This is a genomic window from Paenibacillus phytorum (genome assembly GCF_013141715.1).
Lineage (GTDB): Bacteria > Bacillota > Bacilli > Paenibacillales > NBRC-103111 > Paenibacillus_E > Paenibacillus_E phytorum.
Genome location: NZ_WHOA01000167.1, coordinates 21,671 through 36,243, shown reverse-complemented (window position 1 = coordinate 36,243; position 14,573 = coordinate 21,671). Strand labels below are relative to the sequence as shown.

General features: G+C 45.7%; 14 protein-coding genes and 3 pseudogenes. 9 read left to right on the top strand and 8 right to left on the bottom strand.

Translation table 11 applies throughout. The annotated features are described in order from the left end of the window. The first annotated feature begins 355 nt into the window (after nucleotides 1–355). Nucleotides 356–1,189 carry an amidohydrolase family protein gene (locus GC098_RS25135; RefSeq protein WP_171645956.1) on the top strand — a complete coding sequence of 278 codons (834 nt, stop codon included), beginning with the start codon at nucleotides 356–358 and terminating at the stop codon, nucleotides 1,187–1,189. A gap of 134 nt (nucleotides 1,190–1,323) precedes the next feature. After that, nucleotides 1,324–1,476: pseudogene (locus tag GC098_RS40280) on the top strand (aldo/keto reductase); the annotation flags it as partial. A gap of 117 nt (nucleotides 1,477–1,593) precedes the next feature. On the opposite strand, the gene GC098_RS25125 reads toward GC098_RS40280, so the two are convergent. After that, nucleotides 1,594–2,496 (bottom strand): AraC family transcriptional regulator, encoded by a 903-nt coding sequence (locus GC098_RS25125; protein WP_171645955.1) that lies wholly within the window; start codon nucleotides 2,494–2,496, stop codon nucleotides 1,594–1,596. A 393-nt stretch (nucleotides 2,497–2,889) separates the two neighbouring features. Here GC098_RS25125 and GC098_RS25120 point away from each other — a divergent pair, with 393 nt between their 5' ends. Then, on the top strand, nucleotides 2,890–5,592 hold the full coding sequence (locus tag GC098_RS25120) for a UxaA family hydrolase (RefSeq protein ID WP_171645954.1): 2,703 nt from the start codon (nucleotides 2,890–2,892) through the stop codon (nucleotides 5,590–5,592). Continuing rightward, complete coding sequence (locus GC098_RS25115) at nucleotides 5,592–6,590, top strand: aldo/keto reductase (protein WP_216625417.1); 999 nt, start codon at nucleotides 5,592–5,594, stop codon at nucleotides 6,588–6,590. Before GC098_RS25120 ends, GC098_RS25115 begins: the two co-directional genes overlap by 1 nt. A 149-nt stretch (nucleotides 6,591–6,739) precedes the next feature. Here the strand turns inward: GC098_RS25115 and GC098_RS25110 are convergent. Beyond that, nucleotides 6,740–6,901: pseudogene (locus GC098_RS25110) on the bottom strand (IS6 family transposase); the annotation flags it as partial. A gap of 318 nt (nucleotides 6,902–7,219) precedes the next feature. Here GC098_RS25110 and GC098_RS25105 point away from each other — a divergent pair. From GC098_RS25105 to GC098_RS25090, 4 genes are read left to right on the top strand one after another with little or no spacing between them, the layout of a single operon-like run. Further along, a complete protein-coding gene (locus tag GC098_RS25105) occupies nucleotides 7,220–7,948 on the top strand; it encodes a (Fe-S)-binding protein (RefSeq protein ID WP_171645953.1) in 729 nt (242 codons plus the stop codon). Further along, on the top strand, nucleotides 7,945–9,462 hold the full coding sequence (locus tag GC098_RS25100; RefSeq protein WP_171645952.1) for a LutB/LldF family L-lactate oxidation iron-sulfur protein: 1,518 nt from the start codon (nucleotides 7,945–7,947) through the stop codon (nucleotides 9,460–9,462). Before GC098_RS25105 ends, GC098_RS25100 begins: the two co-directional genes overlap by 4 nt. Beyond that, nucleotides 9,455–10,180 (top strand): LutC/YkgG family protein, encoded by a 726-nt coding sequence (locus tag GC098_RS25095; protein ID WP_171645951.1) that lies wholly within the window; start codon nucleotides 9,455–9,457, stop codon nucleotides 10,178–10,180. Before GC098_RS25100 ends, GC098_RS25095 begins: the two co-directional genes overlap by 8 nt. Before the next feature lie 13 nt (nucleotides 10,181–10,193). Beyond that, nucleotides 10,194–10,901: a FadR/GntR family transcriptional regulator gene (locus GC098_RS25090; RefSeq protein WP_029193373.1), complete on the top strand. Its 708-nt coding sequence runs from the start codon at nucleotides 10,194–10,196 to the stop codon at nucleotides 10,899–10,901. A gap of 175 nt (nucleotides 10,902–11,076) precedes the next feature. On the opposite strand, the gene GC098_RS25085 is transcribed toward GC098_RS25090, so the two are convergent. The 6 genes and pseudogenes from GC098_RS25085 to GC098_RS25060 form a co-directional block, all read right to left on the bottom strand. Continuing rightward, a complete protein-coding gene (locus GC098_RS25085) occupies nucleotides 11,077–11,484 on the bottom strand; it encodes a hypothetical protein (RefSeq protein ID WP_171645950.1) in 408 nt (135 codons plus the stop codon). Between the two features lie 279 nt (nucleotides 11,485–11,763). Further along, entirely contained in the window at nucleotides 11,764–11,922 is a 159-nt protein-coding gene (locus tag GC098_RS41725) for an IS3 family transposase (RefSeq protein WP_376773948.1), read from the bottom strand. Between the two features lie 329 nt (nucleotides 11,923–12,251). After that, a pseudogene (locus GC098_RS25075) lies at nucleotides 12,252–12,633 on the bottom strand (transposase); the annotation flags it as partial. Nucleotides 12,634–12,735: 102 nt separating this feature from the next. Continuing rightward, on the bottom strand, nucleotides 12,736–13,128 hold the full coding sequence (locus tag GC098_RS25070; RefSeq protein ID WP_171645949.1) for an NAD-binding protein: 393 nt from the start codon (nucleotides 13,126–13,128) through the stop codon (nucleotides 12,736–12,738). Next, complete coding sequence (locus tag GC098_RS25065) at nucleotides 13,089–13,376, bottom strand: NAD(P)-binding domain-containing protein (RefSeq protein ID WP_171645948.1); 288 nt, start codon at nucleotides 13,374–13,376, stop codon at nucleotides 13,089–13,091. The genes GC098_RS25070 and GC098_RS25065 overlap by 40 nt, the downstream gene beginning before the upstream one ends. Nucleotides 13,377–13,448: 72 nt before the next feature. Continuing rightward, nucleotides 13,449–14,000: a helix-turn-helix domain-containing protein gene (locus GC098_RS25060; RefSeq protein WP_171645947.1), complete on the bottom strand. Its 552-nt coding sequence runs from the start codon at nucleotides 13,998–14,000 to the stop codon at nucleotides 13,449–13,451. A gap of 150 nt (nucleotides 14,001–14,150) precedes the next feature. Here GC098_RS25060 and GC098_RS25055 point away from each other — a divergent pair, with 150 nt between their 5' ends. Continuing rightward, a complete protein-coding gene (locus GC098_RS25055) occupies nucleotides 14,151–14,555 on the top strand; it encodes a DoxX family protein (RefSeq protein WP_171645946.1) in 405 nt (134 codons plus the stop codon). The last annotated feature ends 18 nt before the right edge of the window (nucleotides 14,556–14,573 follow it).

Sequence of the window (14,573 nt, the reverse complement as noted above, 5' to 3'; positions counted from 1 at the left end):
TCATTAAACCAATGCTGGGATACAAATCTTTTAGTACTGCAGAGAAAACAATTGCCGGAATCGAAGCTATGCATATGATAAAGAAAGGGCAGGTCGAATGCAATCATTCGTCTGTCCTCTCTGCAGTAGAATTAATTAATAAAGTGTTTGGTTTGACAGCATAATCAAGCAACATTATGGAGGCTATCTTTGATCTGTCTTTATAGTTGCACCAAAACCCAAATAACCCCTCCATCTCCAATTTCACATCTTAATGATATCAAAAAAGAGTATGTTTTATCTGAAATTGACTATTATTTATGCATCTATATGCTGATATGATAAGGATACATGATAGATATATAGGAGGTTTGTTATGCGGCGAATTGATGCACATCAGCATTACTGGCTCATTGAGCGAGGGGATTATGGCTGGATTACTCCTGATCTTCCAGTCTTGTATAGAGATTTTTTGCCGGGGCATCTCGCCCCTCATCTGGCCGCACATTCTCTTAGTGGTAGCATTGTCGTTCAAGCTGCACAGACTTTGGAGGAAACCGAATATCTCCTCAGCTTGGCGCAAGAAGATGAAAGTATCCTTGGAGTTGTCGGTTGGTTAGACCTTAATGATCCCAATCATTATTGCTATTTTGAGCAGTTTCAAGCGCAACCGAAGTTTGTTGGTTTTCGAGTTATGATTCAAGAAATGGCGGATGCGAGTGAGATTCTGGCGCCTCATTTTATTCAGGCGTTGCAAAAATATGCCTCCTTAGACATCCCTATCGATTTATTGCTTCGCAGCGATCAGTTGGAGGCGCTTATCCCATTGGTAGACAGCGTGCCTGGCCTACGAGGCGTCATTGATCATATAGCCAAACCACGAATCTCAGAAGGTCAACTTGAGCCGTGGCATAGCCAAATGAAACGTCTGGCTGAGCATCCCAACATACACGTCAAGTTGTCAGGTATGGTCTCAGAGGCTAAGCATCATGGATGGGAGCAGAAAGACTTTACAACATATATTCAATCCATACTGGAGATGTTTGGGCCGGAGCGGGTTATGTTCGGTAGTGATTGGCCAGTCTGTCTGCTTTCTGCGGACTATGATCAGGTTATGGAAATTTTGTTAAATTCGATTCCGCTGCATTGGGGAGAAACAGAGCGAGCGCAACTATTTGGCGGAAATGCGGAGCGTTTCTATAAACTTTAATTGGGGGTACTCAATGACTAACGAAGGCGGTGACTGTATTAGGTAAAGCGATAGGTCAGATCTCACGCAATCGATTCCTACCTTTTTTTAAAGCGGGGCGTTATGGTCAAAATTAATTTCATACCTCCGCGAAGCGCATAATTGCCAGCGTCGACGAAAGCTTACAGCGGCTTCAAACCGATTATCTTGACATGCTATTTTGCATGATTGAGTTTGTGCCCTTCGCTGAAGTGTCGGAAGGAGCTTTTTATGCTCGGGAGAGTTTGAAGCGCTCCGGCAAAAATTAGGTTCTACGAAGTCTGCCAATGGATGCGAAAAGCCTGCTGTTCTTATAAGCAGGCTCTTCTTAATAAGCTTCGGTGAGTAATATTACAATAATTTGCTCTTGAAATACTTTCACATTTCTATGTCATGTTGTCTATTTTGAAGCTAATTTCTTTAACTACTTTTCTTCGATATAGGCCTGGGGTAACGCCAGTAAACTTCTTAAATAACTTATGAAAATAAGGTAAGCTCTCATAACCGCAATTGTGGGCGATCGTATCAATACCTAAGTCAGTAGTTAGGAGCAGCTCCTTTGCAGTTGAAATCCGCTTGGCATTCACATAGTCGGTGATGTTCATCCCGGTTAGTTGTTTAAACACCCTGGATAAATGAGCGGCTGAGACTGAAGTGTGCTTAGCCAAATACGAAAGTCCAGCGATTTGCTCAGTGTGAAACTGATCCAAGTGTTGCAGGATGTTTAGTAACCAGGAGGGGCCGACATCGGACGCAGCCAGTTGATGATGGGATTCTTTTAATATCAACCGATTAATGTTGATCAGAAGGCTATTTAACTGCAGTTGAATTGCGTATCTAAAACCAGCTTCGTGTTGTTCTAATTCTTCATGCATTTGTTTGAGTTTTTCTTCGAGATGAGGGCGCATGGCTGGTGGGACAACAAGCTTATAGCTCTTATATTTTCGGGCTCGGTCAAAAACTTGCATATTCGTAAACGAATCACCAGCTGAATAGTGTCCGATCAGTTGCGGATCAAAAAAGACAGCAGTGGCAGTAATTGGAGATTCAGAATCTGGCAATGCCTGATGAATGGTATTGCCAGGAATGATGAAGAGATCTCCTTCATTCATCTCATAGAGCATTTGGTTTAAGAAAAACGTACCTTTTCCACTATAAACATAAACTAATTCAAAGCGATCATGAAGATGCTCTGGTAGTTCACGATTTGGTGTCTTTTTGTCCTTAAATACGATGTCAAATGGCAAGAGGTGGTCGATAATAAAGTTTTTTATTAGCGGTTTTTGCATTTTCCGAACCTCCCCAATCATCTCACTTCATTATTTCTCTTATGTATAGAATATCAAAATAGAGTATGTTTTTGCAAAGGTAAAGAATTATCAAATGCCATAATCCTGTTACAATAATATGTGTGCACACCAAAATCAGGGAGGCTATGCTTACTAAAAAATTGATGCCACTTATTGCCTGAATGCGCATCAACTGGGTGAGAATATTGTTGTTTTAACAGCACTAACCTTGGAAGAAACTCAATTATTCATTTATAGGCTGAATCGAATCCTGGGATTCATTCTCATAACACACGCTAGGTTGCGTGCTAGTCATACTATGCCAGGTAGTTTAAGTGCTGCCAATGCTTATTTGGATTGTTCGAAAAATCTCATCAAAGGAGCCAGTCATCGATGGACGTCGTTTACCAATTTGAAGAAGTAGCGAGACTTCCCTTGCCCGGGGATAACTGCGCCGTTGCGATTCACCAATTGAACTCCGGTACCGTCATTCAGTATGAAGGCCAAATCCTCACCTTGGATTACACGGTTATGGAAGGCCATCGATTTGCGGTGAAAGCGATCGCTCCTGGTCAAGATTTGCTTTCGTGGCATTTGCCTTTCGGCGTGGCGATTAAGCAGATTCAGCCCGGCCACTATGTGATCAACGAAACAGTACGTGGAGCGCTCAGTGTGCGCCAGTTGACATTCGCAGTGCCGGCGGAGCCCAATTTCGCGGATCAAGTTTCTCCTTATATCCTTGACGAGGAGAACTTTCGGCCGGCTCAGGCATCGCCAGCTTATGAGGATACGCGCACTTTCATGGGATACCGCCGCCATGAAGATCGCGGGGTTGGCACCCGGAACTACATCGTACTGCTCGGCACCACCTCGCATACGGGGAGCTACGTGAATGAGCTTGCCTCTCGTCTGCAAAGCGAATGGAAGAACGATTCGAATATAGACGGGTTCGTTCCCGTCGCTCATACGGAGGGCGGCACAGAGAAGCCGAATAATGTGGACTTGCTGCTGCGGACGCTCTCAGGTTTCATGGTCAACCCGAACGTCGGAGCGGTATTGGTTGTCGATTATGGCAATGAATCGGTCACGAACAAGATGGTAGAGGCTTATGCACGCGAGCATAACTATCCGATCGATGAAGTGCTGCATAAGTTCGTGTCGCTTACAGGCAGCTTTGAAGAGGAGCTGGTTAAAGGTGAAGCGATAGTGCGGGAATGGCTGTCAACGGTTAACACGATGCAACGGACGCCTGAATCCATCCGCCACTTGCGAATCGGCTTGCAGTGCGGCGGTTCGGACGCATTTTCCGGAGTATCCGCGAATCCGCTGCTCGGTTGGGTTTCAGAACAATTGGTGCGTTACGGCGGTGCGGCTAGTCTAGCCGAAACTGATGAGTTGATTGGCGCGGAGCCCTATGTCTTGTCAAAAGTACGTAACGTGGAAACCGCGCGCAAATTTCTGGAACTTGTGAACCGATTTAAGGAGCGCACTTCCTGGCACGGCACAAGCGCGGAAGGTAACCCGTCAGGTGGCAACATGTATCGCGGCTTGTACAACATCTATCTCAAGTCTATAGGCGCCGCTATGAAGAAAGATCCGACAACGCGGATCGATTATGCAACTGAGTACGGGGAGCTCATGAAGGATGGCGGCTACTATTTCATGGACAGCCCTGGCAATGACCTGGAGAGCATCGCCGGACAGGTAGCCGCCGGCTGCAACATGATCTTCTTTACAACGGGAAATGGTTCGATCACCAACTTTCCGTATGTGCCTACGGTCAAGGTGGTCACGACAACTCGCCGCTTCCAATTGCTTTCGAATGATATGGATGTGAACGCGGGGCAGTATCTGGAAGGCAAGTCGATGGATGAGCTGGGCCAAGAGGTATTCGAGTTGGCGCTCCAAATTGCCTCTGGTCAGCGAAGCGTCGGCGAGAAGGCGGGCCATGCCCAAGTACAAATTTGGCGCAACTGGCAGCAGAACGATGCGAGTCGGCTGGATACGCTGCTTCACACTCCTGTACCGACAGGAGCTCCGATAGAAATTGAAGATAAGGCTGTAACGAGGAATATCTCGCTTCAATTTTCCTTTACTCGGCATCGCAATCGGCAGTCCAGTGACAATATCGGCTTGATCGTGCCGACGAGTCTTTGTGCCGGACAGGTAGCGGGCATGATCACACGGCGACTGAACGAGCAAGGAGCAGGTTATCCCGAGCTCTCGCGCTTTGTCACATTGGCGCACACGGAAGGCTGCGGCACCTCGGGGGGGCCAGCCGAATCACTGTTTGCCCGCACGATGATCGGCTATATTACGCATCCGATGGTGAAGCATTGTTTGCTGCTGGAGCATGGCTGTGAGAAAACGCATAACGACTACATGCGCCATCAGATGGATGTGATGGGTGTCGATGCGAGCCGTCTTGGTTATGCCAGCATCCAGCTCGACGGCGGAATTGCCAAGGTGAGCGAGAAGGTTGAGGCCTGGTTCGCCGATCGATTGGTTGCGGCTGATCCTGCGGAGAAGGTGACGGTAGGTTTGGAAGGACTGCGCATCGGGATCGTAAGCGTTGGTGCTATTAACAAAAATGCCGGCGAGCAGTTGGGGGTACTGACCAAAATAATTGTCGGAGCTGGTGGCTTGGTCGTCATTCCCGAGAACAGCGGATTGCTTGCCGAGGATGCGTTCAGTCAGCAACTATTTAGCACATCTCAAGTTCGGCCGTCAATTGCCTATGGGGAACACGTCCACCGAAACGGCTTCCACATTATGGAGACTCCAACAACGCATGGGGTAGAGACGATCACAGGACTCGCCGCCACAGGTGTGGAATTAATAATCGCGCTGATCGGTGATCGTCCGATGCAGGCGCATCCTTTCGTCCCAATGCTGCAAGTGACGTCGGATCAGGACGTGCTGCATAACCATAAGCAAGATGTCGATTTGGTACTCGAGGGCAATCCGAGCATATGGGTGAATCATATTCTTGAGCGAAGCAAAGAAATTTTGGAACATTCTTATGTACCGCGTCTCTATCAGAAAGGAAATATCGATTTTCAAATGACACGAGGCTTTTTGGGTGTGTCGTTATAATGCAGACAAAATCAGAAAGCGAGGAACACTCCATGACGAACGCATTATTATCCCAACGGCCGCTTGGCAGTACTGGCCTACTCATATCACCGCTATGTATTGGAGCCGCTCCGCTCGGAGATATGCCGGAAACCTTTCAATATAGCACGTCGGAGGAACAAGCATTGGTAACGCTGCGAACCGCTTTCGAAAGCCCAATCAACTTTATAGATACGGCTGCAGCATACGGCGAAGGTGAGAGCGAACGGCGGATTGGCAAGGCTATTAGAGCGAATGGTGGTCTTCCCGCAGGTTACGTGTTGGCAACCAAAGCCGATCGCGACTTTATGACCGGAGACTTCAGCGGCGAACAGATCAAACGTTCCATCGAAGGAAGCCTCGAACGCTTAGGACTTGATCGTCTGCAATACGTTTACATCCACGATCCTGAACATACCACCTTCGAAAATGTGATGGGATCCGGCGGACCGTTAGAAGTACTGCAAAAGTTTCAAAAGCAGGGAGTCATCGATCACATCGGAATATCCGGCGGACCGATCGATATGCTCATTCGTTATGTCGAAACGGGAGCGTTCAGTGCGGTTGAAACCCATAATCGATATACGCTGCTCAATCGGGCTGCCGAACCTTTGCTTGATGTCGCGAGTCGTATGGGCGTGGCGGTTATTAACGCCGCTCCTTATGGCAGTGGCATATTGGCCAAAGGACCAGAAGTATACGCACGATATGCCTATAGCGAAGCTCCGCCACTCGTATTGGAGAGAGCGCGTATGTTCGCCAAGGTTTGCCTGGAATACGATGTTCCGCTTGCCGCCGCAGCACTTCAATTTTCGCTTCGCGATTCGCGGATCGCTAGTACGGTCGTTGGCATGAGTAAACCGGAACGGGTAGCCCAGACGTTGGAGCTCGCGAATTACCCGATTGCCCCTGAGCTATGGCCGGCGCTTGATGCCTTTGGCTATGATACGGAAGATCCCGAAGAGAATCGATTTGCTTAGTGGGTGGGGGTAGATCATGGTCATCGAGATCGATTCGTGACCGAGCTGCCTTGGTGATTCATTAAATTGGAACAATAATCTCGTCCCTAAGAGAATGTCTTTGGGGCGGGATTTTTTAGTTGCTATAAAAAGATGATTTACACTGGAATTAACTTGGGGCGAATTCGTTTGTCTATTTCAGGTCCGAACTCATGAACCCATCTCATGATCGTAGTATGAGAAATATTCAATCCTCGCTCTTTCATCATTTCTGCGACATCTCTATAACTCAAACAATATTTTAAATACCATCTAACGGTTAATAGGATCATATCAGCTTCGTAATGTTTCTATTTGAATACATTATCTTTTGATTCCATATTGATTCGTCCCATCCCATGATTTCATTTTTCTATATGTTATCACGGTTTGGATTCTTTGCAACACAACCCAATTTCTGGGTATTTGCTATCCATTTTAAATTCTTGCATCACAACCGCCCTTACTATATGGATGGATTGCGGCTGCAAAGCTTGCAGCGTGGCGCTTCATAAAAAGTGCGAAAGAATAAGCCTTTCAAAGTACAGTGCTTTATGTTAGTATCAACATGTCTGACAACCTGATATCTAATTTTTGAAAGGGTGCATTTTATGAAAATATCGTTATTCATTACCTGCTTAAGTGACGCTTTATACCCGAAAGTCGGAGAGGCGATATCTCGAATTTTGGGCTATCACGGTATCCTTCTGCAATTCCCGACCATTCAAACTTGCTGTGGGCAGCCCGCTTACAACAGCGGCTACTGGGAGGAAGCAAGGACAACGGCAAAAACAATTCTTGCTGCTTTTGAAGATAGCGACTTCGTCATCTCGGCCTCAGGATCTTGTACGTATATGATTCATCACTATGCGGATCTTTTCAAGGATGATCCGGAAATGCTGGACAAAGCCTTGCAATTACAGAACAAAACATATGAGTTCACGCAGTTTCTCGTAGGTGTACTTGGTATCACTGATCTTGGAGCGAGGTTTCCGCATAAAGTTACGTATCATCCCTCCTGCCACGGCAGCAGGCTTCTTGGTGTGAAGGAAGAACCGCTGGCTTTGCTGCGGCAGGTAAAGGAGTTAGAACTGGTGCCTCTTCCTTTTGCAGAGGATTGCTGTGGATTTGGAGGAACTTTTGCTGTGAAAATGTCGGATATATCCGGGGCCATGGTGAATGAAAAAGTCGATCATGTGAAGGAAACGGAAGCGGAGGTGCTTGTCGGCCTGGATATGGCCTGTCTGATGAACATTGCCGGCAATCTGCGATTCCGAAATGAACCAGTCAAGGTTATGCATCTGGCTGAACTGTTATATGAAGGGGTGAAAAGGGCATGAGTCAAAAAGAAGCTGAAGGGAAGACGGTCAAGGAGCGGGCAGATCAGGCGCTGAACGACGAGTTCCTTCGCAAAGCGGTTATGTTTACGACAGAACGGCTGCGGAACGGTAAACTTAAAGCCGCGGAAGAACACGGGAACTGGGAGGAATGGCGTGAAAGAGGCAGGCAAATTCGGCTGCATACCATCGCCTACCTGGATTATTACTTACATACGTTTGTTGAAAATGCTCGAGAGAACGGTGTCCATGTTCATTTTGCCGAGACGGCCGATGATGCTGTGAAGCTATCCTTGACCATCGCCAAAGAGAAAGCGGCCCGGACCGTCGTTAAGTCCAAATCCATGGTTACAGAGGAGCTGCATTTGAATCAGGCGCTTGCCTCTATTGGCGTTGAGGCCATTGAAACGGATTTAGGCGAATATATTATTCAATTGGCCGACGAAACGCCCTCCCATATCATCATTCCAGCGATTCACAAAAACCGGTATCAGATTGCTGACTTATTATCCAAGGAAGCAGGGGAGACCTTACCGCCCGATACGACGATATTGGCAGGATTTGTCCGCAGAAAGCTGCGGGAAAAATTTCTGGAGGCGGATATTGGCATCACGGGCTGCAACTTTGCTATTGCGGAAAGCGGGTCTATTGTTCTGTTTGAAAATGAAGGCAACGCACGAATGGTTTCCACCGTGCCCAAGACACAAATTACACTCATGGGCATGGAGCGGATTATACCAAGTTGGATGGATTTGGAGGTCATGGCGACACTGCTGCCGCGTTCGGCTACCGGCCAAAAGCTGACCGTCTACATGTCCGGAATTACAGGTCCGCGGCGTGGGTCTGATGCAGATGGTCCGGAGGAGATGCATATTATTATCGTCGACAACGGGCGTTCTTTGCAGCTTGGCGATCCGGAATTTCAGGAGCTGCTCAATTGCATCCGCTGCGGGGCCTGCCTGAATGCATGCCCAGTTTATCGTCATATTGGCGGTCACGCCTATGGGGGCACCTACAGCGGACCGATTGGGGCGGTGTTAACCCCTGCGCTCCAGAAGAACACAGCGGATTGGGACGACATTGCCAACGCTTCCAGCCTATGCGGCGCTTGTTACGAAGCTTGTCCTGTGAAAATACCGCTCCACGATATGCTTGTCTCACTACGTCGTCGCAAAGTGGAGCAGGGGCATGGCGACAAACTTGAACAAGCCGGGATGAGGGGCTTTGCAGCCATCATGGGAAGCGCGAAGAGATTTAATACCGTATTGAAACTGGCACGTATCGGCCAGAAGCTGGTTGTTCGCGATCAAGGTATTCGACTGCGCGTAGGGCCATTAAAAGGATGGAATACGTATCGAGTTGCGCCTAGTTTGCCTAAGGCTTCTTTCCGAGACAGCTGGGGTACGCTTGAACATCAAATACGTCAAGAATTTAAAGGAATAGACCCGGTTTTGCACAGTCGTATGCAAGATGCGTTGACGAAGAGAAAAAACCAAGGAGGACATCAGGATGAGTGAGCGCAGTCAAGCATGGCTGACACAATTGGACTCTCAGTCAGTTAAGGAACAAGAGCGGTTTATGAACGGCATTGCCAGTAAGCTGGGGCGAGCAAGAGTCGTAGAGAAGCCCGTGCATCCCTATCGGGGAGCACCAGATTTTTGGCATAAATTCGAATGGCCGTTGGAAGAAAGAATTGAGCAGTTTACGACTAATTTTCAAGCGGCAGGAGGTTATGTCGTTAGGCTTGCTTCGATGGAGAAAGCGAAATTAGCGATAATCGATATTGCGCAATCATTAGGCGTTAACCGGATTATCCATCAGGATCAGCCTGAGCTGCATGCCCTTCATCTTAGCGATGTGTTATCGGAAGCGCAGATTTCCGCGTGGAATACGGACAGTCGGGAAAGCTGGAAAGCCGCAGCTGCCGCGGCCGACCTTGGCATCGTTCTTGCAGATGCAGCAGCGGCTTACACCGGATCGCTAACTGTGTTATCATCAAAGGAAAAGGGAAGATCGGTTAGTCTGCTTCCTACATCTTTGATCGTGATTCTTCCTGTGGAACGGCTGAAGACCCGACTAGGGGAGATTCTGATTCAATTCGATCAATCGGCAAGGAAGGATCTTCCCGCTGGCATTCACTTTATTTCAGGTCCTAGCCGCTCGGCGGATATTGAGAACGATTTAACCATAGGCGTTCATGGCCCTGGTATCGTGCATGTGCTAATCATCGGGTAAAAGAGGTTATAGCATGGAAGTCAATAAGCTGCTCAAACGCAATCATTATGACGAAATGGCTGATCAAATCAAGCAAATGATTCTGCAGGGACAACTCCAAACAGGCGATAAACTCCCGTCTACGAAAGAACTGTCCGAGCGATTTGGAGTTGGACGTTCCACGGCGCGTGAAGCACTCAGCGCGTTAAAAGCCATGGGACTTATCGAAATCCGGCAGGGAGGCGGCTGCAGAGTGATCAGCCAAGTGCCTACCGAGGTCTTATTGCCGGAGATGGCTTCCTTGCGGATGAATCGAACGACGCTGCTTGAATTAATGGAAGTCAGACAATCCCTAGAGGTGTCGATTGCCGCGATTGCCGCCAAGAATAGAACAGAGCAGGATTTGCATCAGCTTCATCTCGTTCTGAACGAAATGGTAAGCGCTGTAGGTAATGATATTGAAGGCGAGAGAACGGATGTATCCTTCCATGTGATGCTGGTTCAAGCCACTCATAATGCCATTATGGAACGAACCTGTCAATCCATCATGAAGCCGATGGAATCGATGATCCGGGATATTCGCCGAGCTGAATTGTACGCCAATCAGGATGTGGCCATTCAGCTTTTGAAAGAACATACACGGATTTACGAGGCTATTCGCAGGGGGGATCAAGAGCAGGCATCTCAAGCGATGAGATCGCATTTGGAGCATGTGGAAAGCATCTTGGTCAAATATATTTGACACTTAGTACTGTGAGGGATAGTCATGGAAAGAAAGTATTGGGTTCCAGCTCTAGAACGGGCGAACAATGTGCTTCTGGAGCTTGCGGGACAACCAACGAAGTGACGGTAGCTTTTACGATGAGCGCTTTTACATTTGAAGGCGGGAGATCGCTCAAGCTGATGGGTTCCCTTGGTCAAATCAGAGCGGACATGGAAAGGAATTCTACTTTGCTATGTTGAAGGATGGATTGTTTAACGGATGGGAGCATTACGGGAAGTTCGTTGATTATTGTTTCCATTTCGTAAAACAGACTTATGGTGCTCCGCTTGAGAAAAGCATCGAATTGATTCAGAAAAGCGGCGGCTCTGCTGTGAGAGATTGGATTTGAAAGTGTCTGGCGGAACGGACTGGCATGGTATGGCTCGTCTGAAAAATCCTTTATATTTTGTCGGAAATATTCGCATCGTTTGATTTTGTTGCTGTAGGCTGTTTGCAAGGGTATTAACGCCGTTGCAAGCAGTTTTTTCATTTTTGCAGATGTAATGTGTCCCAGTTGTAAAGAATCAATTGATTTAGATTGGTGGGGCAAAGCAATGGACACGGCCTGGAAGACATCATTTGAAAATCTACAAGTCCGCCTACCGTGCTGTTCAGCACAGAGTTCTCTCTATAGTCTTAATTACGATTGGCCTGCTTCATCAATCAGACGTAGTACTATTTGAAGGAATTTACGTTGCATGTTGTTCACAACCTCAATAGGTTGTGAACAACATGCAACGCTTTCAAATAGTTAGGAATAGAATTCAAAATAAGTATAAATGCTAATAAAAAATAACCCCACTCTCATTAGTGAAGTGACCCCGATAGTTGGACATTAACGTTATGCAGCCTGTAAGGCATGAGTTCGATACGGTACCGGGCTCATGCCTTTTAGCTTTGACTTGATGCGTTCGTAATTATAGTAGTTAATATAGTGATCTACATAGAAATTTCGATGTCCATTGGTTTCTTGTTTGAAAATGTATGAATATTTATGCAAATCATGTATAAGTGCAGATTTTTTTTGCTAAAAATTTTGAAACAGTGGATCTATCGGGAAACTGTAAAAGGCAAACTGCTTTTAATTATGAAACAAATAAACGGAGTACCGCGGGTTTGCGGGCTCCGTTTTATAGTTATTTATGAAACATCACATTATTCCTGTGATGCACGAAGCCACTGAAGAACTTTCATATTTTTAGAATTTCAAAATTTAATAAATAAAAAACGTCTCTTTTCCATCTTTCGAGTGGAAGGAGACGCTTTTTTAAATTTAAATGCACCTTTTTTTGCTGGTTTTTAAACAGCTAACTTTAATATATGTCTTTATGTCTTACTCGCCGCGCCTTCTTTATAGCAACCTTCCTTTTATCGGGCATCGCTTGCATTTTTCGATGTCGAAAGAGTAGGTCGTCTTTTGGTTTTTGCTTTCTCCCTTTTTTCCTGTCCGTGCTTTTTCAACGAGTTGAATTTCGTTCTTCTTAGTGTACTTAATGTTTTTTTTTTCTGAGTACGCGGTGTCCACAATCACGGTGTCAATCCTCATACCAGCGGCCTTGCTTTTTTCGATCAAGTTTTTTTTCCCAGTCGTAATGGTAGCAGCGGTGATAATGCGTTCTTCACTCATAGCCAGATGCGTCTTGTATCCGAAAAACGAGGAATCCGCATTTTTGTGGCCTACTCTTGTGTCTTGATCTTGTGAAATCCGTAATTCTCTCTTTTTTATGCACAATCAATCAAGTAATATGTGCTATCCTTTTTTTAAAAGTTGATAGAGGTAGCCTAGTACTAGGTTACCTTATCGACTTATTTATTACATATCAAAATCTCTATTCATTGCATCCATTGAATCTATTAATAGATGAAGAGCTAGACCTCCAAATGGTAAAGACAATTGTTTTTTTGAACATTCCCTTATAACAGCAGTTAAATCCTTGTATACATTGCCTAGAGTGGCCTCCGGTCTGTATTTTTTCACTGCATCCCAATTATTGACTACCCAGCTATCGCCAGTACTTACGCTTAAAAGTTTTAAAATTTCGTCGGCAGGTAGGCCATTTTTTCGTCCAAATTTAAGTGCTTCTGTAACACCTATGATATTGATACCAAGAACTAAATTATTTGAGAGCTTTGCCACTTGTGCTAATCCACATTGGTTGCCAAAATTTAAAATTTTTTCCCCATCGCTTGGAAGTAAGGTAGACATTTTTGAACTACTTCTTCTTTACCGGCAGTCATTATTGATAATGTAGCAGCTTCAGCTCCAGATAAACCACCACTTACAGGAGCATCGACTAAATAGAAGCCTTTCTCTTCCACTTTTTCTTCTAACTCTTTCATAACAGAAGGATCAAGCGTACCCATAACAATAATAGCAAGTCCTTGTTTATCCGCTGAGGCAATACCTTCTTCTCCGAAAATTACACTGTCTGTTTGAGCTGCTGTACGAACCATGGGATGGATGCATTGCTACTATTGAAGGGGTTAAGACGGCATCTTCAGGAGATGCAGCTGCTATTTCCGAGATCATAGGAATTCCACTGCATACTCGCTTTCCGTATAGATGGATATGAGTACTATTGCAGTTTCCTCGCTTATATTTCTTACTAAATGAGGCGTACAGGCATTCCAACTGAAAGAGTCGCCTTCTTTAAATTCAGCCGTATCCTCACCTTGCTCAGCGTAGATTGTCCCTTTCATGACTAAATGAACCTCTTCACCCTCATGCGCATGCGGAACAGTGCCTGTCGATGATCCGGGAGGAATCTCGACGATCATCATTCTTACGTTCTTTGTAGAACTCAGGTGCTCCACTTTTAATTGTTCAACCCCGCTTGTCGTGATCCTTCTTTCCTCTTTACGTACTATATTTATGCGTTCCTCTTTTTGCAGGAGTAAATAAGCCAAAGGTACCTTTAAAGCCTTCGCTATATTTTCCAATGTTGCAATGGACGGCGAGGTCTTATTCGTTTCGATCTGGCTCATGAAGCCTTGGGATAAGCCGGTTTCTTCGCATATTTGAGCGATGGTGACGTTTTTTCGTTTGCGGATTGTTCGTATGTTAAGGCCTATATTCATCTATTGTTCACTCCACACCAAAATATTTGTAATACTAAATATAAATTAATAATAACAATATTTCTGTTGACATTCCAGAGTGTTTCGAAATATATTATATATAACAAATAAATATCTCTATAACTTATAAAAGATTGGAGAGGGAAGAAAATGACGAAAGTAACAGTGGTATCGACTATAATGCGTGTGGTGTTGGGAATAATATTTCTAGCTCACGGAATCAGTAAAATACAAATGGGACTAGGTAATGTTGCGGCTTGGTTCAGCTCCATGGGCATTCCCGGATATTTGGGTTATGTCGTGGCAGTGCTGGAGCTCTTTGGAGGTATTTTGCTAATTGTGGGCCTCTTTACCCGTTATGTATCGGCTATGTTTGTTATTATGCTCATTGGCGCGATCTTTACGATGAAACTCTCCGTTGGATTGCTTGGAAATAGTCAGATGGCAGGTTATGAGTTTGATCTGGGGTTAATTTTAGTAGCGTTGTATTTGGTAGTTTCTGAAACTGCATATCTATCAATTGATCACGTATGGTTTAGAAAACGCAGCGCATAACTCAAAGGAGGACGGTCC

Coding starts and splice junctions, on each gene's coding strand:
- GC098_RS25120 (WP_171645954.1), top strand. CDS start 2,890: ATGGACGTCGTTTACCAATTTGAAGAAGTAGCGAGACTTCCCTTGCCC.
- GC098_RS25055 (WP_171645946.1), top strand. CDS start 14,151: ATGACGAAAGTAACAGTGGTATCGACTATAATGCGTGTGGTGTTGGGA.
- GC098_RS25070 (WP_171645949.1), bottom strand. CDS start 13,128: ATGTCTACCTTACTTCCAAGCGATGGGGAAAAAATTTTAAATTTTGGC.
- GC098_RS25115 (WP_216625417.1), top strand. CDS start 5,592: ATGCAGACAAAATCAGAAAGCGAGGAACACTCCATGACGAACGCATTA.
- GC098_RS25100 (WP_171645952.1), top strand. CDS start 7,945: ATGAGTCAAAAAGAAGCTGAAGGGAAGACGGTCAAGGAGCGGGCAGAT.
- GC098_RS25125 (WP_171645955.1), bottom strand. CDS start 2,496: ATGCAAAAACCGCTAATAAAAAACTTTATTATCGACCACCTCTTGCCA.
- GC098_RS25095 (WP_171645951.1), top strand. CDS start 9,455: ATGAGTGAGCGCAGTCAAGCATGGCTGACACAATTGGACTCTCAGTCA.
- GC098_RS25135 (WP_171645956.1), top strand. CDS start 356: ATGCGGCGAATTGATGCACATCAGCATTACTGGCTCATTGAGCGAGGG.
- GC098_RS25060 (WP_171645947.1), bottom strand. CDS start 14,000: ATGAATATAGGCCTTAACATACGAACAATCCGCAAACGAAAAAACGTC.
- GC098_RS25090 (WP_029193373.1), top strand. CDS start 10,194: ATGGAAGTCAATAAGCTGCTCAAACGCAATCATTATGACGAAATGGCT.
- GC098_RS25065 (WP_171645948.1), bottom strand. CDS start 13,376: ATGGTTCGTACAGCAGCTCAAACAGACAGTGTAATTTTCGGAGAAGAA.
- GC098_RS25105 (WP_171645953.1), top strand. CDS start 7,220: ATGAAAATATCGTTATTCATTACCTGCTTAAGTGACGCTTTATACCCG.